The organism is Ensifer sp. 38_S197, from assembly GCF_056924495.1.
Window position 1 is genome coordinate 3,010,217 of record NZ_JBXOVZ010000002.1, and the last position, 25,455, is coordinate 3,035,671.

The window sequence follows — 25,455 nt, forward strand, 5'->3', positions numbered from 1 at the left end:
GGCCCTGTCCTTGCTCCTGCTCCTGCCGCTGCGATTGGGACTGCCGCTGGCTGCCCTGTCCTTGTTCCTGTTCCTGGCGCTGCTCCTGCCGCTGCCGTTGACCCTGTCCGTTCTGTTCCTGCCGCTGCCTTTGTTCCTGGCGCTGCTTCCCGGGTATCAGCGGTTTACGCGGCTTTTCCTGCTCGACGGCGGGGGCTTCACAGTCAGCGGCTGGCGTTCGAGATCCTCTTGGATCGCCGCCGCCAGGCTGCAGCCGCCCCCCGCCCAGCCCAGCGCTCCGGACAGTCGTTGCCCACCGGAGAGGAAAGGCAGGGCTTGCGCGTTGCCCAGTGATTTCAAGGTATTGCGGCTGACTCTTTTCGGATCGCTGATGCCGCCGCCGGGCTTGGCGACGACGCAGTCGCAGCGCTGCGTCAATTGCCGGCAGCCGCCGGGGCCGCAGAAATTGGCAGCACCGCTCAAAAGCACGACGGCGGTGGTGCCGTCGCGGCCGACATAGAAATCGAAGGCGGTGCCGCGCACGCCGATCGTCCCGGCCGGCGTGACGATTTCATAGGCCGAATGCCCGGATTTGCCGCTGATCCAGCGGAAGGTGCCCTTGGCGGCCATGATCGTCAGCTTCTTCACCGACTTGGCGTCATCATAGACGAACTTGTCGATGACCACGGACGAGCCCCAGCCGACCGCAAGCTTGGTGCCATCCTGGAAGACGAATTGGCCGAGACCGGATTTCGACGTCGAAATCCGCTCGTCTTTGTAGACCGGGTCCTTGACCGCGATCGGACCACGCGCGCCGCTGACTGCCGTCCGGATCTGCACCGCCTGGCCGACGGGTTCGGCGGCGATGGTTGGACTGCATGTCGCGACGTAAAACGCGATGAGTGCGGCACCACGCAGGCAGAACATGGCACCCTCCAAAGCGCCATTGTTATCATGTGACCGGGATTTATGTCTTGTCGCCCAATCGGATAACGGAGCGTCCCGTCACAACCGTAAGAGTTAGGCGGTCATCGCCGTTAGCCCGGTCGCGGCAATTGGAGGCATGCAGCGGCGTGCAAAGGACCAGGCGCCAGGCGGCCTGCAGGCTTCGTCAGTCATTGTGATGACTGCGCTCCTTCTGACGCCCGTTGTTCTGGTGGCCGTTGGCATGTTCGAGCACATCCTTGTGGTTGGCGTCCTCGCCGCGGATATCCGGATGTTTCATCTCCCAGTGGCGATTGCGGTAGCCTTCTTCCTGCACGGGCTTCTGAGGTTTTTCCTCCGGTTCGTGCGGCTTCTCCTCGGGCTTCGGTTTTTCCTCGCGCGGCTTTTCTTGCTCGACAGCGGGGGGCTTCACAGTCAGCGGCTGGCGTTCGAGATCCTCTTCGATCGCCGCCGCCAGGCTGCAGCCGCCCCCCGCCCAGCCCAGCGCTCCGGACAGTCGTTGCCCACCGGAGAGGAAAGGCAGAGCTTGCGCATTGCCCAGTGATTTCAAAGTATTGCGACTGACTCTTTTCGGATCGCTGATGCCGCCGCCCGGCTTGGCGACGACGCAGTCGCAGCGCTGCGTCAATTGCCGACAGCCGCCGGGGCCACAGAAATTCGCTGCACCGCTCAAAAGCACGACGGCGGTGGTGCCGTCGCGGCCGACATAAAAATCGAAGGCGGTGCCACGCACGCCGATCGTCCCGGCCGGCGTGACGATTTCATAGGCCGAATGCCCGGATTTGCCGCTGATCCAGCGGAAGGTGCCCTTGGCGGCCATGATCGTCAGCTTCTTCACCGACTTGGCATCGTCATAGACGAACTTGTCGATGACCACGGACGAGCCCCAGCCGACCGCAAGCTTGGTGCCATCCTGGAAGACGAATTGGCCGAGACCGGATTTCGACGTCGAAATCCGGTCGTCCTTGTAGACCGGGTCCTTGACCGCGATCGGACCACGCGCGCCGCTGACCGCCGTCCGGATCTGCACCGCCTGGCCGACGGGTTCGGCGGCGATGGTTGGACTGCATGTCGCGACGTAAAACGCGATGAGTGCGGCACCACGCAGGCAGAACATGGCACCCTCCAAAGTGTTATTGTTATCACGTGACCGGGATTTATGTCTTGTCGCCCAATCGGGGTAACGCAACGGCACGTCACAACCGTAAGAGTTAAGCCGGCGCCGCGCGGTTGAACGGGTACAAGCCATGGGCGACTCCGTGCCGGCGCCGGTTCGATCGATGGCCGCCGCGAATTCGGCATCGACCTTGCCGCGAACTCGACGCTCCGCCTCCGCCGTCTCGCCTGCCATCTGGCGACCGAAGAGGCGCGAATGTTGCCGTTTTGTACTCCCTCGCCCCTTTCCTTTCGCCCGGACTCTCTCCATATTCCCCCGCATGATCAAATCTCCGAAGAATGCCCCGCCGAAGCCCTCCACTCCGTCCGGTTTCGAAGAAGCGCCGCAGGCGCCGCTCTCAGGCACGCCGCTCGGCGGCAACGTCTCCGATTGGGTGAAGCAGCTCGAGGCCGAGGCGGAGGCCTCCACCTTCGAAAGCCAGCGCGAGATCGCCTCCAAGGCCGGCAAGCACCGCAAGACGGTGGAGATCGCCGCCTCCAAGGCGGCCCGGGGCGACGACAAGTCGGCCGAAGGCCGCAAGCCCGAACGGGCGTCCGAGCTGACGCGAGGCCCCCGCGGAGCGAAGGCGCAGAGCGCCGGCAGCGCGAGCGGAAGAACCTCGCGCGGCACCTCGATGGGCGGCTCGACCGATCCGAAGACGCGCGCCGCCGCCGGCCTCAATCCGGTCGCCGGCCTCGACGTGTCGCTGGAGGACGCCGACAAGCTGACCTCCACCTCCGGCGTCACCGCCACGGTGGAAGCGCTGGCGGCGCTGATCGAGAGCGGCAATCCGCTGTTCAAGGACGGCAAGCTCTGGACGCCGCACCGCCCGGCCCGGCCGGAAAAATCCGAAGGTGGCGTGCCGCTGACGATGGTGACCGACTACCAGCCCTCGGGCGACCAGCCGACGGCGATCGCCGATCTGGTCGAGGGCCTCTCCTCCGGCGAGCGCAACCAGGTGCTGCTCGGCGTCACCGGCTCGGGCAAGACCTTCACCATGGCCAAGGTGATCGAGGCGACGCAGCGCCCGGCGGTGATCCTCGCGCCGAACAAGACGCTGGCCGCGCAGCTCTATTCCGAGTTCAAGAACTTCTTCCCGGACAACGCGGTCGAGTATTTCGTCTCCTACTACGACTATTACCAGCCGGAAGCCTATGTGCCGCGCTCGGACACCTACATCGAGAAGGAATCCTCGATCAACGAGCAGATCGACCGCATGCGCCACTCGGCGACGCGGTCGCTGCTCGAACGCGACGACGTGGTGATCGTCGCCTCGGTCTCCTGCATCTACGGTATCGGCTCGGTGGAGACCTATACCGCCATGACCTTCCAGATGAATGTCGGCGACCGGCTCGACCAGCGGCAACTGCTCGCCGACCTGGTGGCGCAGCAGTACAAGCGCCGCGACATGGATTTCCAGCGCGGTTCCTTCCGCGTCCGCGGCGATACGATCGAGATCTTCCCGGCCCACCTGGAGGATGCCGCCTGGCGCATCTCCATGTTCGGCGACGAGATCGACGCGATCACCGAGTTCGACCCGCTGACCGGCCAGAAGACCGGCGACCTGAAATCGGTGAAGATATACGCCAACTCGCACTATGTGACGCCACGCCCGACGCTGAACGGCGCCATCAAGGCGATCAAGGAAGAGCTGGCGCATCGCCTCGCCGAGCTGGAAAAGGCCGGCCGCCTGTTGGAGGCGCAGCGGCTGGAGCAGCGCACCCGCTACGATGTCGAGATGCTGGAAGCGACCGGCTCCTGCCAGGGCATCGAGAACTATTCGCGCTATCTCACCGGCCGCCGCCCCGGCGAGCCGCCGCCGACGCTGTTCGAATATATCCCCGACAACGCGCTGATCTTCATCGACGAAAGCCACGTCACCATTCCGCAGATTGGCGGCATGTATCGCGGCGACTTCCGCCGCAAGGCGACGCTGGCCGAATACGGCTTCCGCCTGCCTTCCTGCATGGACAACCGCCCGCTGCGTTTCGAGGAATGGGACGCCATGCGCCCGGACACGATCGCCGTTTCGGCGACCCCCGGCGCCTGGGAGATGGAACAGGCCGGCGGCGTCTTCGCCGAACAGGTCATCCGCCCGACCGGCCTCATCGATCCGCCGGTGGAAGTGCGCTCGGCCAAGACCCAGGTCGACGACGTGCTCGGCGAGATCCGCGAGACGGCGGCTGCCGGCTACCGCACCCTCGTCACCGTGCTCACCAAGCGCATGGCCGAAGACCTCACCGAATACCTGCACGAACAGGGCATTCGCGTGCGCTACATGCACTCCGACATCGACACGCTGGAGCGCATCGAGATCATCCGCGACCTGCGCCTTGGTGCCTTCGACGTGCTCGTCGGCATCAACCTCCTGCGCGAAGGCCTCGACATTCCCGAATGCGGCTTCGTCGCCATCCTTGACGCCGACAAGGAAGGGTTCCTGCGCTCCGAGACCTCGCTGATCCAGACCATCGGCCGCGCCGCCCGTAACGTCGACGGCAAGGTCATCCTCTATGCCGACACCATCACCGGCTCGATGCAGCGGGCGATGGAGGAAACCGGCCGCCGCCGCGAGAAGCAGATGGCCTATAACGAGGCCAACGGCATCACGCCGGAATCGGTGAAGGCGAAGATCTCCGACATCCTCGACTCGGTCTACGAGAAGGACCACGTGCGCGCCGACATCTCCGGCGTCACCGGCAAGGGTTTCGCCGACGGCGGCCACCTCGTCGGCAACAACCTGCAGGCCCATCTCAACGCGCTGGAAAAACAGATGCGCGACGCCGCCGCCGACCTCGACTTCGAAAAGGCCGCGCGCCTGCGCGACGAGATCAAGCGCCTCAAGGCCGCCGAACTGGCAGCGATGGACGACCCGCTGGCGCGGGAAGAGGCGCGAAGCGCCGAAGGCACGACAGGGAAAGGCAAGGACTCGGCAAAGTCGCAGGAGAGCCGGAGGGGTACCTCCTCATCAGCGTCCCCGTCCTCTCCGTCATCCTCGGACTCGACCCCAGGATCCAAGCCCACCGACGAAAAATCCCTCTTCCAGAAACCCTCGCTTGACGACATGGGCCCGGGCACCGACACCGAGCGCCCGCTGTTCCGCAAGCCCGACCTCGACGAAATGGGCCGCGACGTCGCCACCCCGCCCGGCCGCAAGTCGGACCAGTCGCTGTTCAGGAAAAATACCCTGGACGAAATGACCGTCGGCCGCACCGAAAAGCCGGTCACCGGCCACGTGCCGGAAAAACCGATCCTCACCCGGGCGAAGCCAGGCATCGGCTCCTACGAGGACCCGGCGGAGGAAAAGCGGCAGAAGGGACGGACGAAGGGGAAGACGGGGCGGCCGGGGCGGTGATCGTCGCCCTAACGCCGCTGCGCCTGCCGTCCCTTCGTTCCCGCCATCGGGTAGAGCAAACGCATCTGTTCTAAAAACTCCGCCTGGCCACCATAACTTGGATGCCGAACGTGGATGGTCTCGGATGATATTTTGCCAGTCCATTTGGCTGCGTCGTCGCCAATGGCCACGATCTGTCGCGGGTCAAGCAAGACGCAGAGTTCCTGCAGGAACGTAAATCCAAGCTCAGCTTCTTCTCTCGTGTGATGACGGTTGCTAAGCGGATCCTCGCCGGAATGGGGATGCAACGGAAAGACATTCCAGGTCATGATCGGCACATCGGCTCTAGCCAATATGCGAAAGATGTTCGACGCCGTTCGTTCCCTCACGGCGGGCCCTTTGGTGGCACGGCGGAGTGATTTCAGCTTCAGATGGGAAGCGTAGGTATCGAGGCAATATTCGTCGGTTAAGGCAACGCCCGTGCGGCGACCACCTTTGTAACCCAAGTCCCGACCGACCCAAACGTCCACTGAAGGCGCCGCAGCGAGGGCGAGCAGGACCTGCGTAAGATTGTTCCTCCGTATGCCGGGCGCCGATTGCTGGTCATGAACGGGACAAGTATCCGCATAAGGATTGAAGCAATTCTCAAACCTTACATTTGAAACCCGCTTAACAAATCGCTCGATGGCGTTCATACCGAGCCCAACCTGACGGCTCTCCCGCAAAGCCTACAGCATCGCGCGTCTTATCAGACGTGCAAAGGTCGCCGTGGCATTTTTGAACTGCTGCATGTTTTTGTCCTCTAATCGGCTTAAAGGAAACATGCAGCAGCGGTTTTCATTTGGCAGCCAGCAATGATGTCCGAGTGCAAGCTGCCCGGCAAGGGCGAGCCCAGCGCAATCTCCCCCTTGTGAAGGAGATGTCCGGCAGGACAGAGGGGGTACCCCTTCTGTCGCCGCCAAGATGCCCCCCTATCGGGGCATCTCCCCTATAAGGGGGGAGATCGTCCGAGAGGCACTTCCAGAACCCCTCCTTCGACGGCATGCGCGCGGGCACCGGCACCGAGCGCCCAATGTTCCGCAAAAACACCCTGGACGACCTGTCCGTCGGCCTTCTAGATCTGATTTGTGCTTTAGACCTCGGAACGCTTCCTCAGGATATTCAGGTACGTTTCGTTCTTGTCACGATTATCCCAAGTCGCCCTAATATGCTCCTCGAGATTTGGAATATCAATTTCAAGGGAAGATTTCCAAAGCGTCTGTTTATATTCATACACACGGACGAGATTATCAACATCGAACAATCGTCCAGTATCTTGAGTTTTGATCAACGCCGTTGGCCCTTTGTTATTCGCGAGACGTAGACCTAGTTCAAAGAGAACGTTCGGATTGTGATCGCTAAGGTCGGCAATGAGGAGGTCGGCATCGAGAACCTCGTTAATGATCGTCGACTGTATTATATCCGATCCGGTTTTGTTCGCCCAATCAACATCAAATCCGGCCGCCTTCGCTGCGGGCTCGATGAGGGAGCGGTATACTTCCCGGAAGAAACCCTCCGACCGAGCCGGGTTTCGTTCAACAAAGGGCATAATTACAAAAGCTCTATGTCGGCCGGACCGTACGATGTTGACATTGTCGCGATCGGACACTGCTTCAGCAGAACGCTTTTCAGACGAGGAAACATGCTTGTACGATAGGTTTTCGCGCATATTTATGCCAAGAAAGCGCAAATTACCTTCAAATATCTCGATGAATTCGTCTACATAGCTCTCATTTATCTTGAATTCTGCTACAAGGGTGTTCTTAAAGAATTTTGTTTCTGGAACCTTATTGTTTTCGTAGTGCTGAAATACATTTCTAAAAACATCAACCTTATTAAACGCCTGAAAGTTACCATCCTGTTCATCTTCCGGATTCTTAGGATACGCGATCTTTCGTCCAAGATCCGTAAGAGAAACCGTAGCGCCGCGGGTGTTGCCCTCGGTCAACCCATAAGTCTGCGCTGCGGACAAGATCACGCCAAATTCTGAGGATCTGGGCTTCCTGCCGATAGCGTCAGCTATTTGCTGAGGGGGATAGGGCTTGCCTGCGTTATTGTCTTTTATCGCATGAACTACCTTCAAAGCGTCGGCCAGTGCCTTGCGTGGAAACGGCCGAGCTTCCAAACGCGCCGTCTTTTTGGAGGCCTGAGTTGCTTCGTCGTTACTTTCTACGAACTGCTCATCATCGGCTGACATGACGCGCTCCAAATTCGGTACTTTCTAGGCGGCAGTTTGGCGCCTGAAGTAACGCCCGTGAAATGCCGTGCTGTTCCTAATCCGTTGCCAAACTTTTCAACGAATCACCAATCAAAACGGTACAATAAGCTTAAGTGATCCACAGCAAGAAAAACAACCTCAGGACGAGCCGCTGTGAGCCGGTAGATGCTTCAGCGGACATGGCGAAATGGCAACCGATCGTTTGCGAACCTGTGCTGTATCACCCTCTCCCAGATCCCTATCCCCATGAACGCATTTGCAGCGCTTCGATCAACGAAGGGCGGTTTTAGGAAGGGCTTCCGATAAGTCTTGCTGTTATAGAGAGATGGCCCGACGGTAGTTGGCCTAGTTGCTGAGCTTCTCGTTCAACCATCGACTTCAGGCGACTGAAGCTGCCAGTCTAGGCGAACCCGCCCCGCCCCCTTGCCGCCTCCCCCATTCCCCGCTACAACCACCCTCATGATCAAGACCGCGCTCATCGCTGCCATCTATTATGCGACGTCTCCATAGGGAGCGGCGCGTTTCGATCATGCCTTGAAACAAGCCGCCGTCAGGCGGCTTTGTTTTGTTCAGTGCTCCCTGGCGGCCATGCCATGGAGAGCTCCAATGACACATTCCGACAGTCCCACCGACCCTTTCCAGCCGCGTTCGGCGATCACCCGGACGCTGGTCGAGCGCGGCTATGTCAACCAGGTGACCGACCTTGAGGGTGTCGACCGCGCCTTCGCGACCGGCATCGTCCCTGTTTATGCCGGTTTCGATGCGACGGCGGACAGTCTGCATGTCGGTCATTTGTTGCCGATCATGGCGCTTCGTCGGCTGCAGCAGGCGGGCCACAAGCCGATCGTGCTGATCGGCGGCGGCACCACGCGCATCGGCGATCCGAGTTTTCGCGCGGCAGCGCGGCCAATGCTGTTGGAGGAGGAGATATCAGCCAATGTCGCCGGTATCAGGAAGGTGTTCGAGCGGCTGCTGACGTTTGGCGACGGGCCGACCGATGCGCTGATGGTCAACAATGCCGACTGGCTGGACCGGATGGCCTGGATCGACATGTTGCGCGACGTCGGCAAGCACTTCTCCGTCAACCGCATGCTTTCCTTCGACAGCGTCAGGACGCGGCTGGAGCAGCAGGAGAACCTGAGCTTCCTCGAGTTCAACTACATGATCCTGCAGGCGGTCGATTACCTCGAACTGTTTCGCCGCACCGGCTGCCGGCTGCAGCTCGGCGGCGGCGACCAGTGGGGCAACATCGTGGGTGGCGTCGACCTGGTGCGGCGCATCGAGGGCGCAGCGGTCTTCGGCATGACCACGCCGCTGCTCACCACCGCCTCGGGCGTCAAGATGGGCAAGACCGCGGCCGGCGCCGTCTGGGTGAATGCGGATCGGCTGTCGCCCTACGACTACTGGCAGTTCTGGCGCAACGCCGAGGATGCCGATGTGGTGCGCTTCCTGAAACTCTTCACCGATCTTCCGCTCGACGAGATCGAAAGCCTCGGACATGCCGAGGGCGCGGCGCTGAACGCGGTGAAGGAACGCCTCGCCAACGAGGTGACGGCTCTGGTGCATGGTGCCGGCGCAGCACGGCGGGCGCAGGCGACGGCACGGCAGGCTTTTGGCGCGGGAGAAGCCGCCGAGGGGCTTCCAACTGTCAGGCTCAGCGACGAAGAACGCGCGAATGGAGTCGGCCTGGTGGAGTTGCTCGTCCGGGCCGGAATGGCGTCCTCGAAGAGCGAGGCGCGGCGGGCGATATCCGGTCGCGGCATTCGCATCGACGGCGAAGTCGTGGAAGATATTGAGGCGATCATAAAGGCCAACACCCTTCCCCTACGGCTCTCCTTTGGCCGCAAACGCCATGCAGTCGTGACCTGAAACATATTGGCCGGGAACTGGTGGTTCCCGGCACAGGTGTTGGGCGACGTCAGATTGTCTTGAATCGATGCCACGCTACTCCGCCGCGTGCGCCTTCACCTCCAGCGCCTCCAGCTCGTAGCTGTAGCCTTCCAGCATCTCGTAGGCCTGCTCGATCGTCTTGATCTGCTCATCGGTGTTCTTGATCGCCTCGGCGATCGACCGCGAACGGGCGCGCAGCATCGAGCCGAGCACGTCGGTTTCCGGCCGGCGGCCGAGGCGGTCCAAGTGCTTGCGCACGCGGGCGCGGTGGCGCTCGAGCTCGAGGATATGGAAGCGGCTCTTGACGATATCGTCGGAGAGCTTGCGCCGCATGGCGGCGACCGGATCGAAAGTGCCCGGCTCGCGCTCGTCGAGGATGAACTCGTTGACGAGCGTCTCCAGCATCATCAGGCCCTTGAGATCGCGCGGGTCGGCGAGCTGCGGATCGTAGCCGGTGTCGTCATAGACCTTGCGGCGGACCGGATCCTTCAGCAGTTCATAGGCCACCTGCAGCCGCGCAAACTGTTCGGGATCGCCGCCGGAATCCGGATGCGCCGACTTCGCCGCCTTGCGATAGGCGCTGCGGATCGCCTGATTGTCGGCGTCGCGTTCCAGTCCAAGCAATTCGTAAGGGTCGATCAACGCTTTCCCTCTCCGTATGTCACTCCCGCCGCCCGGCAGAGCCGGCCGGCGCATTCTCCTGGCGATATCTCGCCTCAGTCTGGCCGGCCATCGTCCTGCCAAGGCGACATCGTCGTCCGGCCAAGGCGACAAGTCGTCCGGCCATTTCGGCCGTTCGTCCGGCGTCGGCAAACTTTGCCCCGCCTTGTGACGATCAACCACCCCTTGCAGACGACAATCGTCCAGGGCAGCCGCCCTTCGTCCGATTCCGCATGCGCCGTCATCGGCCACCCGAAACGGCGCGTCGCCCCGGCCCCTTGGCTACGCCATCGTGAGCGAAGACGAAACCAACCTTCGGTAAAGCCTGCGCGTTATCCCGGATATGCGCAAGCCTTATCCCGGGGGATGCGCAAGCCCCACCCCGAGAGCCAAGCCTCCCGCACGACGCCAGGCGCCACGACATCCTCCGCCGAGATCCACAAGCGGCCCTTCGGCGGCGCGCACGTTCGGTCGAGCTCGGGACGAAATTGTGTCGAGAAACGGACCGTCCCCGATTTTTCTGCCTGGCGGTGAACGAAGCGGCGAAAACGGGCCAAAGCCTTGCAAAGACAGACGCTCCGCGCCTTCGCGCGGCATACAAGGCGCTTGCCTTTTTCTGCAAATCCTGTCAATTCTTGCGCCGTTCGGGCGATTTCTATCCCGGAGACTGGACTTTCACCTGCGCCTGGCTCCATGCCGGGACCGCCGGCATCGGCACCGTAGACGTCTTTTCCCCGATATCGTGACCACTCGACGCCTTTCCGCTTGCAAGCGGAAGACGACATGCCCACATCCCCCAGGGGGGCGCGGGCAACGCAATTTGACTGAAGGAAAAGGACTTCTTCCATGGCCACCAAGGGCACCGTAAAATTCTTCAACCAGGACAAGGGCTTCGGCTTCATCACGCCGGAAGGCGGCGCGAAGGACGTGTTCGTACACATCTCCGCCGTTCAGGCCGCTGGTCTCGCAACCCTCAAGGATGGCCAGCAGGTCACCTTCGACACCGAGCCGGACCGCATGGGCAAGGGCCCGAAGGCCGTCAACATCCAGGCTGCCTAAGCCGGATCGTCCAGTCGGACATTCATTTGGAAACGGCGCTCCGCAAGGGGCGCCGTTTTCGTTTGGGGGGCTGCAGATCCTCCGTGAGATAGGGGGAGGCAGTTGCCCACCTCCGTCATGCTCGGGCAAGACCCACTGCTGTCCGGTTTAACTGAGTGACAGCGGCAAAGAGATTTGGCGTAGATCAGGTTGCACTGCCGGTCTGGGCTTTCGCAGCGTGTTGATGGATCTGCGATGCATGATGTTGAGACGAACAAGCCTTGCGAAGGCGAGGGGTTGGGTGATGTCGTTCTGGCAGGCCTGCGCCCTGCGCAGGAGCAGATAGGCGATGAGAGCGATGAAGATCTGGATACGCACGGCATTCTCTGAGGTTCCGAGAAAGTGACGGATCTTCAGGTTTTGCTTGATCCACTTGAAGAAGAGCTCGATTTGCCAACGCTGCTTGTAAAGTGCGGCGATTTCGCTGGCCGGTGCGTCGAGATCGTTGGTAACGAGCCGAATGACCTTACCGGTATCGATGCGCACAGCGATCTCGCGCACCGGGTCCTTGAAAGGGTTGCTCCGCGACCTGGCCAGGCGCTGCGGCAAAAGCCCGATCCTGTCGGACAGGATGCCCTCGGCTTGGTCGGCGGGCTGTTCGGCGTCATGTCGAGGGGCACGTCGTCTAGCGGGTCATAGCAGACGTGCAACTTGATGGCTCTTTTGCCGCCGATCACGTCGGCCCAGCCGCCGTATAACGAGGAGACCTGGACGCGTGTGGCATCGAGCAGGCGCACGGTGTCGCTGATATGACGGCGGGTCCTTCGGCTGGTGGTGGCAGCCATGTGGGAAAACAGGTCGGCAAACAGGGCTGCCGGACGCCGGGCATTGGCATCAGCGAGGGTGGCACGCGCTACGCCGCGCCCACCGACGTGATAAAGCCGCGCCTCATGACTCAGAAGCCCGGCTTCGATCTCGCGCAAGCTTGTTGCGCCCGAAAACTGACCAAACAGGAGCGCCAAGAACTGGCTCTTCGTCGTTAGCCGGCGCACCCGGTGGTCCGCCTTGTGCTCATCCACAAGCCGGTCGAACACCGCCCACGGAACATGCTGTTGAAGCTGATGAAAAACGCTATTCTCATGCCGCATGACATTGATCCCCTGCTTGTGTCCAGAACGCCGCGAAACGTCTGAAACCAAGTAGAATCAATGTCATGTGCCTTGTCCACAAATTTAAACCGGACAGCAGTGGGCTTGACCCGAGCATCGGGCTCGACCCGGGCATCCAGAGCCAGGCGCGCCGATCCTTCTACGCGGCAATGTCTGTGCCTCAACCGCGCAGCTTGATGGATCCTCGGGTCAAGCCCGAGGATGACGAGTGGAGAGATTTTTGCCGCCCTACCTCGAACACTCTGCAGCGCTGCAGACACCAAAGATCGCCATCGCACATTCAATCGCTGCGTTCCCTCCGCAACGATCGGGGAAACATACAGTAGCAATCGCCGCGATCTGCTCGCGTCGCCGCCCTACTCCGCCGCCTGCTTGGCCGCCGTCGCCTCGAACACGGCGTCGAAGGCAGCGTGGATCACCTCCGGCCCGGCGCCCTTGCGGGTGGCATCGGCCGAAAGAAGCTGGCGATAGCGCCGCGCCCCCGGCCAGCCCTGGAACAGGCCGACCATATGCCGCGTCACATGAATCAGTCGACCGCCATTGGCGATATGTGCGCCAGCGTAGTCGGCCATCGCGTCGCGGACATCGGCCCAGAAATCGAGATCGAGGCGATGGCCGCGCTCGGAGAACGCACCGGCTTCCTGCGCCGCCGGTGCCGCCCCCGTCAGCGGATGCGGGAAATACCCGTCGGCCGCCGTCAGCATGGCGCTGTCGTGATAGGCCGCACGGCCGAGCATGACGCCATCCAGATGCCGCACCTGCTCAAGCGCCTGACTCAACGTCTGAATGCCGCCATTGATACCGATGAAAAGATTGGGATTTTCCTGTTTCAACCGATGCACGAGATCATAGTCGAGCGGCGGGATCTCGCGGTTTTCCCTGGGGCTTAAGCCCTGCAGCCAGGCCTTGCGCGCATGCACCCAGACGGCATCCGTGCCGGCCGCCACAACCTGCGCGACGAGCGTCCTCAGCGCCACTTCCGGATCCTGGTCGTCGACGCCGATGCGGCACTTGACGGTGACCGGAATCTTGACCGCCGCCTTCATCGCCGCAACGCAGGCCGCCACCGTCTCCGGCTCCTGCATCAGGCAGGCGCCGAACGTGCCGGACTGCACCCGGTCCGACGGGCAGCCGACATTCATGTTGATCTCGTCATAGCCGAAGTCCTCGGCAATCTTGGCCGCCTCCGCCATCTTCCGCGGATCGTTGCCGCCAAGCTGCAGCGCAACCGGATGCTCCGAGAGGTCGAAGCCGAGCAACCTCTGCCGGTCGCCACGCAGGATCGCCTCGGCGACGATCATTTCCGTGTAGAGCAGCGCATGCTGCGACAGCCGCCGCGCGAAGAACCGATAGTGCTTATCCGTCCAATCGATCATAGGCGCCACGGCAAAGACCGGTGCGTTGAAATAGTGGCGATTGCCCGGGTTTTCGGGCTGTGCGCGGCCTTCTGCCATGCTCGGTCAACTCTCGTCATTCTGGCTGTGCGCGCCGGTGCCACAATGTAGCACTCGCGGCGGATCTGCTGCAGTGGCGCCGCCCGGCGCCAAAGCTCCCATGCGGGACGGCGCCTTATACAGCGTAAAACCTGAGAATGCGAGATGGCGTTCCCATGCCGGAATCCGCATCCGGTCGCGGCGAATGGGGCGGCACTGCCGACCGCGAAATCGTCTCCCGCGGTCGACAGTCAATTGATGTCACTTTCTGTGCAGTGAAATTGCACATGGTCCGGTATCCCCGAGGCCACCTCGACGGCCAGCGGCCATGGTTTCCCTTTTGTTAAGCAGAATCGCCGATTGTCCCGTTTCGACATGATCGTCGTCGGAGCGAAAACATGAGCTACGATTGGAGCGGCGCACGGCGCCGGCGAACACTAGCGACCGTCATAGGTGCAGCAATCGTCCTTGCAGCGCTGGCTGCCACGGTCGCTGCGGCGGTGGCCGGCAACTTCTTCTGAAGGCTGCCCCGCCCGCCCGTGTTCAGCGGGGTTGACAGGTGCCCCTGGAGGCGATTAGAGCGCCGCGCGTTACTGCGTGTCTCCATAAATCGACCTCGATTTAGGGCCTAAGGCATGCGGCAAATCAAATGCTGCAGCGACCTTTGCGCATCTGACTAGACGCGCGGCGCTGTGGTTTGACGCGCGAGAGCCGCTGGCTCCTGCAACGTTACCGACAGAAACAAGGACGGACGGCATGAAACGCGCGATCGCGGCACTGCTCACGCTTCTACTGGCCGGATGCCAGTCGATGGAGTTGGAGGCGCCTGACGTCGCAACACCGAGACCTGCCGCCCCCTCGGTGCCGACGCTGTCCGGCGACGCGCTGCAGGCCTTCCTCGTCGGCAAGACGCTGCGTTACAATCTCAACGGCGTCAACTCCACCTTCTTCGCCGACGGCCGTTACGGCTATCGCGACTACGAAGTGCGTGACGGCGGAACCTACACGATCACCGGCGACGAGGTCTGCATCACCTTCGAGGACGGCGGCCGGCGTTGCGACCAGTACGCCCTGATCGGCTCCGACTATTACCGCATCGAAGAAGGCGGCCGCCGCACCAAGGTCGACCGTGTCGTACCGGCGGCCTGACTGACAAGCTCCGAGACCGGCAGACCCCTCATTCCCAAGGGGTTCAATTCGGTGGCGTTCTGCCATAGTGCGCGCCGGGGAACTCGGTGCTGCGGGAGGAACAGGTGGCCCCTTTGCGAGCGACACAATGCCTTGCCCTGTCGAAGGGCGACATGGAGCGGCTGCAGCGTGTCTTCGACGAACTCTGCCTTGAACAGGGCTGGGCGCGCGACGGCCAACGGGCGCGCCGCCATGCCCGGATGCTGATCGACGACTATCTCGCCGGCAACACCGACGAGATGCGCCTGCTCGTTGCCGGCCGCGCCTTTGCCGAGCGCCTGCAGCGATACGCTTCCTGCTAGGCCTGCCACATCCGTCATCGGCATCAGAGCCTACGGCCTGCGCTTGCATCCGGCCGTACAAACACGGAAAAGCTGCTTACAAATCCGTCCTCCTGCGCTACATTAGCAAGATCGACTGCCGACGCCACTTGAGAGGAGCCAGGGGCCGACAGCCGCGATGCCGACGTTCATTGAGATGATCTCGAGGAGGAGACGCATGCAATTAGTCTGGAAACAGCCGATCGAGCTCGACTTTGTTGGCGGTGTTTGCCGCACCGTCAAAGGCCCCTCAGACGCGCTCGCCTGCCTTGCCGACCATTGGCCCCGCCGGGGGCCGTTCTATGTTGCCGCCCGCAGTGCTTGCCGCGCCGCGATCGATGGTCGCCGCACGGCCGAGGAAGCGCGAAAGCTGTTCATCTCGGCGGCCGAGGAAGCCGAACTGGGCACGCACTGAGGCGCATCCGCGCCGGACTGGATCTCGCCGCCCCCGGGTGGCGAACGTTCGCCATCGGCGAGCGCAAGCTACCATTTTTTCGTTGAAGCCGCGTACCCGATGACAAAAGAGGGATGGCTCAGATATTGAGCATTTGCTCAAGAATTGCATCGTTTCGGCGCATTATCGCCCAACCACGCATGATTTTTCCAGAAACGGCCCGATTTCTGTCGTGAAGCCTTCATTTCTCTGGTCTATATTCTGAGGTGCCTCACAAAAACCAATTTCGGAGCGCTTAATCCCCACAAGGGAATTCAAAAAAAACGATACACGGGAGAGAACATATGAGCGAGAGCAATCTCTATCGCATCGTTGAAGTCAGCGTGAAGCGTGAAGGTGGCCGCCGTGACGTCGGCATCATGACCGTGCGCCAGGCGCTTGAGCTTCCCCAGGTTCCCAGTCTGGAATACAGCCATCCCGAGCTCAATTCGCGCTCGGACGGGCGGTTCCTGACCCGAGATCAGCTTCAGGCCTACGCACAGTGCGCCTGAGTTTGCCGCTCACGGCACCCTTTCGGATGCCGTAATCACGCGCGCCCGTCCGGGCGCGCCCATGCCGAAACCTCCACCCGATCCTTCGTCTTATTTTTCTTCGGATCGATTCCGATTCGCGGATTTATGCAGTAACGTCCGGATTCTTCTCCGCCTCGCTTGAAACCGCTATCGGTCGACGGCGAGCGTACATGAAATGCGCAGCGGCCTTCCTGTCGCTTGAGACAGATGGACGCCCAAGACCGGACGATCATGGAAACAATCATCCCTCCTCCGCTTCCCGTTTTGCTGCCGATATCAGGCAGCCTGGTCGGCTTTCCGGTTCGCCGGGTTTACTGCGTCGGCCGCAACTATGCCGCCCACGCCATCGAGATGGGGCACGACCCGGACCGCGAGCCGCCGTTCTTCTTCCAGAAGAATCCGGACAACCTGCTTGCTGCCGGCAGCACCTTCCCCTACCCGCCGCTGACTGCCGATGTCCATCACGAGGTCGAACTCGTCGTGGCACTGAAGCGCGGCGGCAGCGACATCGCCGTCGAGGACGCGCTGGATTGCGTCTACGGCTATGCCGTCGGCATCGACTTCACCCGCCGCGACCTGCAGGCCGAGGCCAAGAAGGCAGGAAAGCCCTGGGCGGCAGCCAAGGCCTTCGAACATTCCGCCCCGGTCTCGGCGATCACGCCGGCCGAAGCGATCGGACATCCGGTCAACGGCAACATCTGGCTGAAAGTGAATGGCGAAATGCGCCAGCAGGGCGATCTTGACCAGATGATCTGGAAGGTGCCGGAGATCATCGCCGAGCTCTCCAAGCTGTTCACGCTGGCCCCCGGCGATGTCATCATGACAGGCACGCCGTCGGGTGTCGGTGCCGTGGTGCGCGGCGACGAGGTCACCTGCGGCGTCGACGGCGTCGCGGCCCTTGCCGTGCACGTCCTTTAGCGGAACTGTGCCGGGAATGGCTGACGCGCTGTTCCCGGCCTTGCATTATTCAGACGACAGGAAGGATATCTGCCGATGCCGCTTTATGCCCTTGGATCGCTTCGCCCGCAGACTCCATCGGACGGCAGCTACTGGGTGGCGCCGGACGCGAATGTCATCGGCCAGGTCGAGATCGGCGACGAGGTCGGCATCTGGTTCGGCGTGACACTGCGCGGCGACAACGAGCCGATCCGGATCGGCGCCCGCACCAACATCCAGGAAAACGTCGTCATCCACGTCGACCCCGGCTTTCCGGTGACGATCGGCGAAGGCTGCACCATCGGCCACGGCGCCATCATCCATGGCTGCACGATCGGCGAGAACTCGCTGATCGGCATGGGCGCGACCGTGCTCAACGGCGCCAAGATCGGCCGCAACTGCCTTGTTGGCGCCAATGCGCTGGTGACCGAAGGCAAGGAATTCCCCGACAATTCGCTGATCGTCGGCGCGCCGGCGAAAGCAATCCGCACGCTGGACGACGCGGCCGTCGAGGGCCTGAAGCGCTCGTCGGCGCACTATGTGAAGAACTGGCGGCGTTACGCCGCCGACCTCAGCCGGCTGGATTGAAAACAAGCGGGGGAGCGGCTCCGTCCCGGTCGAGGCAGCCCGAACTTACGCGCAGCTCGGGCAATGGCCGCGGATCTCGATCGTGGTCTTCTCGGTCTTGAAGCTCTGCGCCCGCGTCAGCGTCGAAAGCCGCTGCTCGATCACCGCGTCGTGGAACTCCGTCACCTGGCCGCAGCCTTCGCAGATGGTGAAGGCGGTGACGCCATGATCGTGCTCGTGATCATGCGGGCAGGTACAGGCGACGAAGGCGTTCAGGCTCTCCAGCCGATGCACGAGACCGTATTCGAGCAGCTTGTCGAGCGCGCGATAGACCTGCAGCGGCGCGCGAAAGCCATGGTCGCGGAGCTTGTCGAGAATGGTATAGGCGCTCATTGGCCCTTCGGAATGGCTGAGCGCATCCATCACCAGCGTCTGGTTCTTGGTCAGTAGCGGGGTAGCCATCAGTGGTGTCCTCCGGGCGTGGAATGATGCGCTGCCTCGATCGGGCGGCGGCCGATCGGCAACAAACTCAGAGCGAAAAGCCCAACCGCGGCAACGACGATAGACGGTCCTGACGGCGTATCCCAGTGCAGCGAACCGAAAAGTCCGCCGGTAACGGCAAGCGCACCGATGACGGAGGCGAGCACCGCCATCACCTCCGGCGAGGTCGAGAAGCGCCGCGCCGTGGCGGCCGGAATGATCAGCAGCGAGGTGATCAACAGAATGCCGACGATCTTCATGGCGATCGCGATCACCAGTGCCATCAGCAGCATGAAGAAGAGCCGCGCGCGCTCAGGCTGCAGCCCCTCCGCCTCCGCCAGCTCCGGATTGACGGTGGAGGCCAAGAGCGGCCGCCAGAGATAGACGATGGCGAAGACGACGAGGATGCCGCCGCCCCAGATGATATCGATGTCGGATTCCGAGACGGCGAGGATGTCGCCGAAGAGGAAGCCGACAAGATCGATGCGCACCCAGGTCATGAAGGCGACGATGACCAGGCCGAAGGACAGCGCCGAATGGGAGAGGATGCCGAGCAGCGCATCGGTCGACAGCGCGCCGCGCCGCTGCAGGAAGAGCAGCAGCACCGAGACGACGGCGGCGACAATGAAGACGCTGAGCATCAGGTTGAGTTCGAGAAGCAGCGACAGCGCGACGCCGAGCAGCGCCGAATGCGCCATGGTGTCGCCGAAATAGGCCATGCGCCGCCAGATGACGAAGCAGCCGAGCGGCCCGGCCGTGACGGCGATACCGATGCCGGCAATCAGCGCGCGCACGAAGAAATCATCAAGCATCGCGCTTCTCCTTCTGCTCATAACCGTGCAGCCGCGTATGGTGGCCGCAGCCGCAATCCTCGCCGTGGTCGTGTACGTTTTGCTCTTCGTCGTGGTGATGGCCATCGCCGGGGAAGCAATGTTCGGTGATCGACCCGTCCGCATGCAGGACGCGGCCATCAGGCAGATGGGTGTGGTCATGGTGATGGCTGTAGACGGCAAGCGTATTGGCGGCCCGACGTCCGAAGAGCTTCTGATATTCCGGGCTCTGGCTGACGGCCTGCGGCGTGCCGCGGCAGCAGACGTGGCCGTTCAGGCAGACGACGGTGTCGGTCTCCGCCATGACGATATGCAGATCATGCGAGATCAACAGGATGCCGCAGCCGGTGCGGTTGCGGATCTGCTTGATCAGTTCGTAGAGCGCGATCTCGCCGCTGAAATCCACCCCCTGCACCGGCTCGTCGAGCACCAGCAGATCCGGCTTGCGGGCAATGGCGCGCGCCAAAAGCGCCCGCTGGAACTCGCCGCCCGAAAGATGCTGCACCTCGGACTTGGCCAGATGCAGCACGCCCGTCGCCGAGAGCGCCTCCTCGATCTCCCGGCCCCTCAAGGGCCCGGTCAGCGTCATCAGCCGCTCCACCGTCAAGGGCAGCGTCCAGTCCACGGCGAGCTTCTGCGGCACATAGCCGACCTTGAGGCCCGGCTTGCGTTCGACATAGCCCTCGTCCGGCTTGAGCACGCCGATCGCCGTCTTCGCCGTCGTCGATTTGCCCGAGCCGTTCGGCCCGATCAGCGTGACGATTTCGCCCGGGCTGATCGAGAACTCGACGCCACGCACCAGCCAGCGGCCATTGCGGCGCACGCCGGCATTGCTGAGATTGACCAGCGGCAGCGTTTCTGAGGTGCGGAAGTTCAGCATGAAAAAATTCCGGGTTGATGGTTGCCACTGGCTATCGCACACGTTATAGCATAACGCAATTGATGTAATAACATTACATGCCGACTTCAAGGCCATCGAAGGCCAGTCGGAGTGAAGCATTGCATGCCCGAAGCGTGCCTGGTCGCTGCGACCAGAGGCGCCAATCAAGCCCGGAGAACCCGATGAAATCGACATCCGCCCTGCTCTTTGCCTCCACCATGCTGCTTGCCGCACCCGCTGCGGCGGCCGGACCCAATGTGGTGGTTTCGATCAAGCCGATCCACTCCCTCGTCGCCTCGATCATGCAGGGTGTGGGCGAGCCGTCGCTGATCGTCGAGGGCGCCGCCTCCCCCCACACCTACAACATGAAGCCCTCGAACGCCTCGGCCCTGCAGGCGGCCAAGGTGGTCTTCTGGGTCGGACCGGGCCTCGAAGCCTTTCTCGACAAGCCGCTCGATGCACTCGGCGGCGACGCCAAGGTGGTGGAACTCAGCGAAGCACCTGGCATCGAGAAATTGAAATTCCGCGAGGGCGGCGCCTTCGAAGCCCATGACCATGGCGAAGAAGGTCATGGCGACGAGGGCCACGGAGAGGAAGGCCACAAGCATGCGGAAGGCAAAGCGGAGCACGATCACGCCGCAGCGCCGGAAGCGGCCCAAGCGCACGGGCACGACCACGACCACGGCCACGGCGATACCGACATGCACATGTGGCTCGACCCGATGAATGCCAAGGCGATGGCCGCCGAGATCGAAAAGACGCTCGCCGCAGCCGATCCGGACAATGCCGGCGCCTACAAGGCCAATCTCGAAGCACTCAACAAGCGACTGGACGCGCTCGACGCCAAGCTGACGGAGACCGTGGCGCCGGTGAAGGACAAGCCCTTCGTCGTCTTCCACGACGCCTACCAGTATTTCGAGCATCGCTACAAGGTCCGCGTCGCCGGCTCAATCACCGTCAGCCCCGAGGTGTTGCCGGGTGCCGAGCGGCTCTCTGAGATCCATGCCAAGATCAAGGAGCTGGGCGCCACTTGCGTCTTTGCCGAGCCGCAGTTCGAGCCGAAGCTGATCAACGTGGTGATCGAAGGAACGCCGGCGAAGTCCGGCACGCTCGACCCGGAAGCCGGCACGCTCGACGCCGGCCCGGATCTCTACTTCCAGATGATGGAAGGTATCGGCACGTCGCTGAAGACCTGCCTCGCCTCGGCAAGCTGACCCGTCCTCCCAAGACGGGATCGGCGGGCGTCCGCGTCCGTCGTCCCCAACCTCCGTCATGCTCGGGCTTGACCCGAGCATCCAGTCCTGCGGGCGCGACGGCCACAAAACCGGCCATGGATTCGCACCCGACGACTGGGTCCTCGGGTCAAGCCCGAGGATGACGAGAGAAAAGGTCAACCACAGGCAACGGAGAGGTTGCGACAACGATCCGGTTGCCTGGCAAACGGGGTCAGGCCGGAAGATCGAACGCCAAACGCCGCACTCTCGTATCAGGCGGGCCATCGTGCCCGCCGTTTCTTTCACACATCGTTGTAACGATATAACATAAGGGAATATTCGATGGAAAAGCTCCCTGTCACCGTTCTCTCCGGCTTTCTCGGCGCCGGCAAGACAACGCTGCTCAACCACGTGCTTTCCAACCGTGACGGCCTGCGTGTCGCCGTCATCGTCAACGACATGAGCGAGGTCAACATCGACGCGGCGCTGGTACGCGATGGTGGCGCGGACCTCTCGCGCACGGAAGAGCAGCTGGTGGAAATGACCAATGGCTGCATCTGTTGCACGCTGCGCGACGATCTCCTGAAGGAGGTGCGCAACCTCGCCGAACAGAACCGCTTCGACTATCTGCTGATCGAATCGAGCGGGATTTCCGAGCCCCTGCCCGTTGCCACCACCTTCGACTTTCGCGACGAGGACGGCGAGAGCCTTGCAGACGTCTCTCGCCTCGACACGATGGTGACGGTGGTCGATGCCGTGAACCTGATTGCGGACTATTCCTCGCTCGATTTCCTTGCCGATCGTGGCGAGTCCGCAGGCGACGGCGATACGCGCACGCTCGTCGACCTTCTGGTCGAGCAGATCGAGTTTGCCGATGTCGTGGTCTTGAACAAGATCGGCACCGCCACGCCCGAGCAGGTGGATGCCGCCCGCAAGATCATCGTCGGCCTAAACCCGGACGCGCGACTGATCGAAACCGATTTCGGCAAGGTGGGCTTGCGCGACGTGCTTGGAACCGGCCGCTTCGATCTTGTGAAGGCGGAGCAGCATCCGCTCTGGTACAAGGAACTCAACGGCCTCAAGGACCATATTCCCGAAACGGAGGAATACGGCATCCGCTCCTTCGTCTATCGCGCCCGCCGACCTTTCGACCCCATGCGCTTCCAGGCCTTCCTCAATCGCTCCTGGCCGGGCGTGCTGCGGGCCAAGGGCTTCTTCTGGCTCGCGACCCGCCCGCACTATGTCGGCGAGATCAGCCAGGCGGGACCGCTGGTGCGCACCGGCAAGATGGGCCTTTGGTGGTCGGCGGTGCCGAAGGAACAATGGCCGCGCGATCCCGGCTTCCTGAAGGCGGTCGGTCCTTATATCGATCCGGTCTGGGGCGACCGCCGGCAGGAGATCGTCTTCATCGGCGCCGATCCGATGAACGAGGCAGAGCTTCGCGCCGAGCTCGACGCCTGCCTGCTGATGGACGAAAGCTTCCGCCCGGAACGCTGGCGCGATCTCGCCGATCCCTTCGCCAACTGGTCGCCACGGGCCGCCTGATGGCCAAGACTGCGCCCGCCCCGCGCCGGACGCGCTTCATATGCATGGCGCTGAACGCCGCGGGGCGGCCAGTGCCGATGTTCGATCCGTTCTTCGGCGATACGCCCGGCGACGAAGCGGTGCTGGAGCCAATGGGTGCGATCGAACATCTGCTGTTTGGAGAGCGGGAAAGATTGCCTGCCCTCGGAATGGCTATGGTGCGCGCCACGTGAGGGCCTAAACAATGCACGCTGACGTCCTTGCCGAGACGCAACAGTTGGAAAAACCTCTCTCGTTCCTGTGCTTGTCACAGGAATCCGGCCGCGCCGCGTCGGCGGCGCGAGAAAGCTCCGATTGTCTCGGAATCTTTCGCCGTGCCGACGCACGGCGGCTGGATCTCTGTGACAAGCAACAGAGAAGAGGGAGATCCTGGTTGATGCCAGTGGTCCACTGGCATCCTCTGAACGACAGAGATGTCTTTCCTGGCGGCAGCAAGGGATGGCGAAACCAGCGCCCCGTGGCCAGCAAATGATACCTATCGCGCGCTCGCCAGGCCGACGATGACGCCGGTCGCCAGGCTGATCAGCAGGAAGTCGTTGTCGACCCGCACCCACTGCTGGCCGCGCGGCGGCGGGCGCAGCTTGTAATAGCGATAGTCGCGCACCTGCGCCATGTGGCGGCGTTCGGCCGGTGTCAGGCGATGGCCGCGCGCCCAGCGCTCCTTCTTCTTGACGATCACGCGCTTCTCGATCGTGACGTGCTTGTCGACGTGGCGGTCGACGTGACGATCAACAGGGCGGCGGGAGCGGTCATAGTTCTGCGCCACCTCGAAGGATCCTGCCGGCTGGGCAAGTGCTGCGACCGGCGTGATCAGAACGGAACTGGCGACGAGCGCGATCAGGAGACGTTTCATTCGGGTGTCCTTTCGTTGTCTACACCCGGAAATTAGGCCCCGCTTCCTGAACCGAATATGAAGCTATGCATTACAAATACGTAATGATATCCGATACTTATTTGTCTTTTCTAATGAACAAGCATCAGTCTGCCGCAAGGCTTATGTACCGGAAGTAACCGAAATCCGCCGCCCTGCCCGCGCCGGAAGTGTCGAAGGCGAACATGCCGGCGAAGGCGCCGGTGAAAGATCCATGTTCGCCGCGACCGCCCTCGTCCGAGACCACGCCCGCATCGAGAACCGGGCCAATTGCGTGCCAATCCTCGGCGCGCGTCTCCCGCCAGAAGAACTGCAGGTCGTTGTCGCGGATCTCCATGGCAAGCGCGATCCGCCCCTCTGGAATGGCGATACCGCTGCCGACGGGAAACTCCAGCCGCCCATGCGGGAAATCGCCGGGGCATGAAAGGATCGTCAGCACCCGCCCGAGCGTTTCGTGCCACGTTACGCCAAGCGCATGGAACTTGTGGCGGTTGTAGTAATGCGTCAGGCCCGCAACCTGCTGGTAGGTTTCGGGCACAAACTCGACCGCTGTTTCGGCGCGGAAGGAATGATGCTCTTGCCTGCGCGCCACCAACGCCTGTTCGAACCAGCTGCCGATGCTCTCCCGTCCGAAGAGCGTGAGATGTCCGGTCCGCGCGTCGAGCGAGAAGACCCGCTCCGGCTGAGGCGTGCGCAGCCACTGAAACTCGATCGGAAGGACGCCCTCGTCGAACTCCGTCTCCACGACGGTTTCTTCCGGTAGCTGCTCCACCGCAGCCGGAGCCGGCACGAGTACCTCCGGCACCGGGCCGCCGCTTTCGAGATAGAGCCAGCCGTCGTCGCGCCAGACGCATTTCTGCAGCGCCGTCTCGCGCCCGAGCGTGCAGCGCCGCTGCGGCGGCAACGGCCGGCCGGCAAGATGCGTGTGATAGGCCTGGCCGTCCGGCGTCTCGACATATTGCCCGTGACCGGCGCGCTGCAGGGGCGCTTCCGGATGATCCTTCGACGTGATCAGATAGGTGTTCGGATGCATCTCGTACGGGCCGTCGATAGTGCGCGAACGCGCCATGGTGACGGCATGATCGTAGCCGGTGCCGCCCTCGGCGGTCGTCAGATAGTACCAGCCGTTCTTCTTGAAGAGATGCGGGCCCTCGACGAGGCCGAGCGGCGAGCCGGCAAAGATGTTCTTCACCGGACCGACGAGCTTGCGTGTGCGCTCGTCCCACTCCTGCAGCAAGATGCCGTCGAAGGCCGGATGCTTCGGCGAACCGCCGAAACTCTCGGTGCGGTGGTTCCATTGCATGTTGAGGAACCACTTGCGGCCATCGTCGTCGTGGAAAAGCGAGGGGTCGAAGCCGGAGGAATTGACGTAGACCGGGTCCGACCAGGTCGCCTCGATCGCCTCCGCGGTGACGATGTAGTTGTGCGCGTCCTTGAAGTTGCCGTCGAAGCGCTTGACGTCGGTATAGACCAGCCAGAACAGCCCGTCGTCATAGGAGAGGCACGGCGCCCAGACGCCGCAGCTATCGGGGTTGCCGCGCATGTCGAGCTGGCTGGCGCGCTCCAGCGGGCGGCGAACGAGCCGCCAGTTCACGAGGTCGCGCGAGTGATGGATCTGCACGCCCGGATACCATTCGAAGGTGGAGGTCGCGATATAGTAATCGTCGCCGACGCGGCAGATCGAAGGGTCGGGGTTGAATCCCCTGAGAATCGGGTTGCGGATCATGGCGGTCATGGTTTCGGCGTCCTCGGTTGGTGGGC

Annotated in this window: 24 protein-coding genes and 1 pseudogene; 13 read left to right on the forward strand and 12 right to left on the reverse strand. The window is 62.4% G+C overall.

Going from position 1 to position 25,455, the window contains the following annotated elements:
• Window positions 1-156 precede the first annotated feature (156 nt).
• A complete protein-coding gene (locus tag AC1Z3V_RS27610) occupies window positions 157-906 on the reverse strand; it encodes a FecR family protein (RefSeq protein WP_483502888.1) in 750 nt (249 codons plus the stop codon).
• A gap of 184 nt (window positions 907-1,090) precedes the next feature.
• On the reverse strand, window positions 1,091-2,041 hold the full coding sequence (locus tag AC1Z3V_RS27615) for a FecR family protein (protein WP_483502889.1): 951 nt from the start codon (window positions 2,039-2,041) through the stop codon (window positions 1,091-1,093).
• 319 nt (window positions 2,042-2,360) lie between these two features.
• Here AC1Z3V_RS27615 and uvrB point away from each other — a divergent pair, with 319 nt between their 5' ends.
• Window positions 2,361-5,432, forward strand: a complete 3,072-nt coding sequence (gene uvrB, locus AC1Z3V_RS27620; protein ID WP_483502890.1) for an excinuclease ABC subunit UvrB — start codon at window positions 2,361-2,363, stop codon at window positions 5,430-5,432.
• Window positions 5,433-5,440: 8 nt separating this feature from the next.
• On the opposite strand, the gene AC1Z3V_RS27625 is transcribed toward uvrB, so the two are convergent.
• Window positions 5,441-6,106, reverse strand: coding sequence for a uracil-DNA glycosylase (locus AC1Z3V_RS27625; protein ID WP_483502891.1), 666 nt, complete (start codon window positions 6,104-6,106; stop codon window positions 5,441-5,443).
• A gap of 437 nt (window positions 6,107-6,543) precedes the next feature.
• Complete coding sequence (locus AC1Z3V_RS27630; protein ID WP_483502892.1) at window positions 6,544-7,647, reverse strand: hypothetical protein; 1,104 nt, start codon at window positions 7,645-7,647, stop codon at window positions 6,544-6,546.
• 627 nt (window positions 7,648-8,274) lie between these two features.
• Between AC1Z3V_RS27630 and tyrS the strand changes: the two genes are divergently transcribed.
• A complete protein-coding gene (tyrS, locus tag AC1Z3V_RS27635; RefSeq protein WP_483502893.1) occupies window positions 8,275-9,537 on the forward strand; it encodes a tyrosine--tRNA ligase in 1,263 nt (420 codons plus the stop codon).
• A gap of 75 nt (window positions 9,538-9,612) precedes the next feature.
• Here tyrS and AC1Z3V_RS27640 read toward each other — a convergent pair whose 3' ends face one another.
• On the reverse strand, window positions 9,613-10,254 hold the full coding sequence (locus tag AC1Z3V_RS27640; protein ID WP_483502894.1) for a DnaJ domain-containing protein: 642 nt from the start codon (window positions 10,252-10,254) through the stop codon (window positions 9,613-9,615).
• Between the two features lie 810 nt (window positions 10,255-11,064).
• Here AC1Z3V_RS27640 and AC1Z3V_RS27645 point away from each other — a divergent pair.
• Window positions 11,065-11,277: a cold-shock protein gene (locus tag AC1Z3V_RS27645; protein ID WP_173516754.1), complete on the forward strand. Its 213-nt coding sequence runs from the start codon at window positions 11,065-11,067 to the stop codon at window positions 11,275-11,277.
• Window positions 11,278-11,424: 147 nt separating this feature from the next.
• Here AC1Z3V_RS27645 and AC1Z3V_RS27650 read toward each other — a convergent pair.
• Together AC1Z3V_RS27650 and dusA are read right to left on the reverse strand one after the other, a co-directional pair.
• Window positions 11,425-12,404: pseudogene (locus AC1Z3V_RS27650) on the reverse strand (DUF4372 domain-containing protein).
• 377 nt (window positions 12,405-12,781) lie between these two features.
• Window positions 12,782-13,879 (reverse strand): tRNA dihydrouridine(20/20a) synthase DusA, encoded by a 1,098-nt coding sequence (dusA, locus tag AC1Z3V_RS27655; RefSeq protein ID WP_483502895.1) that lies wholly within the window; start codon window positions 13,877-13,879, stop codon window positions 12,782-12,784.
• A gap of 377 nt (window positions 13,880-14,256) precedes the next feature.
• Here dusA and AC1Z3V_RS27660 point away from each other — a divergent pair, with 377 nt between their 5' ends.
• The 7 genes from AC1Z3V_RS27660 to AC1Z3V_RS27690 all read left to right on the forward strand — a co-directional run bounded on the left by AC1Z3V_RS27660 (window position 14,257) and on the right by AC1Z3V_RS27690 (window position 17,856).
• Window positions 14,257-14,379, forward strand: coding sequence for a hypothetical protein (locus tag AC1Z3V_RS27660; RefSeq protein ID WP_429815846.1), 123 nt, complete (start codon window positions 14,257-14,259; stop codon window positions 14,377-14,379).
• 235 nt (window positions 14,380-14,614) lie between these two features.
• Window positions 14,615-15,007, forward strand: coding sequence for a hypothetical protein (locus AC1Z3V_RS27665; RefSeq protein WP_429815849.1), 393 nt, complete (start codon window positions 14,615-14,617; stop codon window positions 15,005-15,007).
• Between the two features lie 104 nt (window positions 15,008-15,111).
• Complete coding sequence (locus AC1Z3V_RS27670) at window positions 15,112-15,348, forward strand: hypothetical protein (protein ID WP_483502896.1); 237 nt, start codon at window positions 15,112-15,114, stop codon at window positions 15,346-15,348.
• Window positions 15,349-15,544: 196 nt separating this feature from the next.
• Entirely contained in the window at window positions 15,545-15,781 is a 237-nt protein-coding gene (locus AC1Z3V_RS27675; protein WP_429815854.1) for a DUF982 domain-containing protein, read from the forward strand.
• Between the two features lie 323 nt (window positions 15,782-16,104).
• Window positions 16,105-16,311 carry a hypothetical protein gene (locus tag AC1Z3V_RS27680; RefSeq protein WP_173516759.1) on the forward strand — a complete coding sequence of 69 codons (207 nt, stop codon included), beginning with the start codon at window positions 16,105-16,107 and terminating at the stop codon, window positions 16,309-16,311.
• A gap of 252 nt (window positions 16,312-16,563) precedes the next feature.
• Window positions 16,564-17,250, forward strand: coding sequence for a fumarylacetoacetate hydrolase family protein (locus tag AC1Z3V_RS27685; RefSeq protein WP_483502897.1), 687 nt, complete (start codon window positions 16,564-16,566; stop codon window positions 17,248-17,250).
• A 75-nt stretch (window positions 17,251-17,325) separates the two neighbouring features.
• Window positions 17,326-17,856, forward strand: coding sequence for a gamma carbonic anhydrase family protein (locus tag AC1Z3V_RS27690; RefSeq protein ID WP_483502898.1), 531 nt, complete (start codon window positions 17,326-17,328; stop codon window positions 17,854-17,856).
• 45 nt (window positions 17,857-17,901) lie between these two features.
• Here the strand turns inward: AC1Z3V_RS27690 and AC1Z3V_RS27695 are convergent, their stop codons facing one another.
• Genes AC1Z3V_RS27695 through AC1Z3V_RS27705 form a run of 3 tightly spaced genes read right to left on the reverse strand, consistent with a single transcriptional unit; the run spans window position 17,902 to window position 20,025 of the window.
• Window positions 17,902-18,297, reverse strand: a complete 396-nt coding sequence (locus tag AC1Z3V_RS27695) for a Fur family transcriptional regulator (RefSeq protein ID WP_483502899.1) — start codon at window positions 18,295-18,297, stop codon at window positions 17,902-17,904.
• Window positions 18,297-19,127: a zinc ABC transporter permease subunit ZnuB gene (gene znuB, locus AC1Z3V_RS27700; protein WP_429815866.1), complete on the reverse strand. Its 831-nt coding sequence runs from the start codon at window positions 19,125-19,127 to the stop codon at window positions 18,297-18,299. Before znuB ends, AC1Z3V_RS27695 begins: the two co-directional genes overlap by 1 nt.
• Complete coding sequence (locus AC1Z3V_RS27705) at window positions 19,120-20,025, reverse strand: ATP-binding cassette domain-containing protein (RefSeq protein ID WP_483502900.1); 906 nt, start codon at window positions 20,023-20,025, stop codon at window positions 19,120-19,122. Before AC1Z3V_RS27705 ends, znuB begins: the two co-directional genes overlap by 8 nt.
• 182 nt (window positions 20,026-20,207) lie before the next feature.
• Between AC1Z3V_RS27705 and znuA the strand changes: the two genes are divergently transcribed.
• The 3 genes from znuA (at window position 20,208) to AC1Z3V_RS27720 (ending at window position 22,996) form a co-directional block, all read left to right on the forward strand.
• Window positions 20,208-21,239 carry a zinc ABC transporter substrate-binding protein ZnuA gene (gene znuA, locus AC1Z3V_RS27710; protein WP_483502901.1) on the forward strand — a complete coding sequence of 344 codons (1,032 nt, stop codon included), beginning with the start codon at window positions 20,208-20,210 and terminating at the stop codon, window positions 21,237-21,239.
• 342 nt (window positions 21,240-21,581) lie between these two features.
• Entirely contained in the window at window positions 21,582-22,784 is a 1,203-nt protein-coding gene (gene zigA / locus AC1Z3V_RS27715) for a zinc metallochaperone GTPase ZigA (protein WP_483502902.1), read from the forward strand.
• Window positions 22,784-22,996: a hypothetical protein gene (locus tag AC1Z3V_RS27720; RefSeq protein ID WP_483502903.1), complete on the forward strand. Its 213-nt coding sequence runs from the start codon at window positions 22,784-22,786 to the stop codon at window positions 22,994-22,996. Before zigA ends, AC1Z3V_RS27720 begins: the two co-directional genes overlap by 1 nt.
• Window positions 22,997-23,298: 302 nt before the next feature.
• On the opposite strand, the gene AC1Z3V_RS27725 is transcribed toward AC1Z3V_RS27720, so the two are convergent.
• Both AC1Z3V_RS27725 and AC1Z3V_RS27730 read right to left on the reverse strand, forming a co-directional pair.
• Window positions 23,299-23,676 (reverse strand): RcnB family protein, encoded by a 378-nt coding sequence (locus AC1Z3V_RS27725; RefSeq protein ID WP_483502904.1) that lies wholly within the window; start codon window positions 23,674-23,676, stop codon window positions 23,299-23,301.
• A gap of 124 nt (window positions 23,677-23,800) precedes the next feature.
• Entirely contained in the window at window positions 23,801-25,420 is a 1,620-nt protein-coding gene (locus AC1Z3V_RS27730; protein ID WP_483504164.1) for a glycoside hydrolase family 43 protein, read from the reverse strand.
• Between the last annotated feature and the right edge of the window lie 35 nt (window positions 25,421-25,455).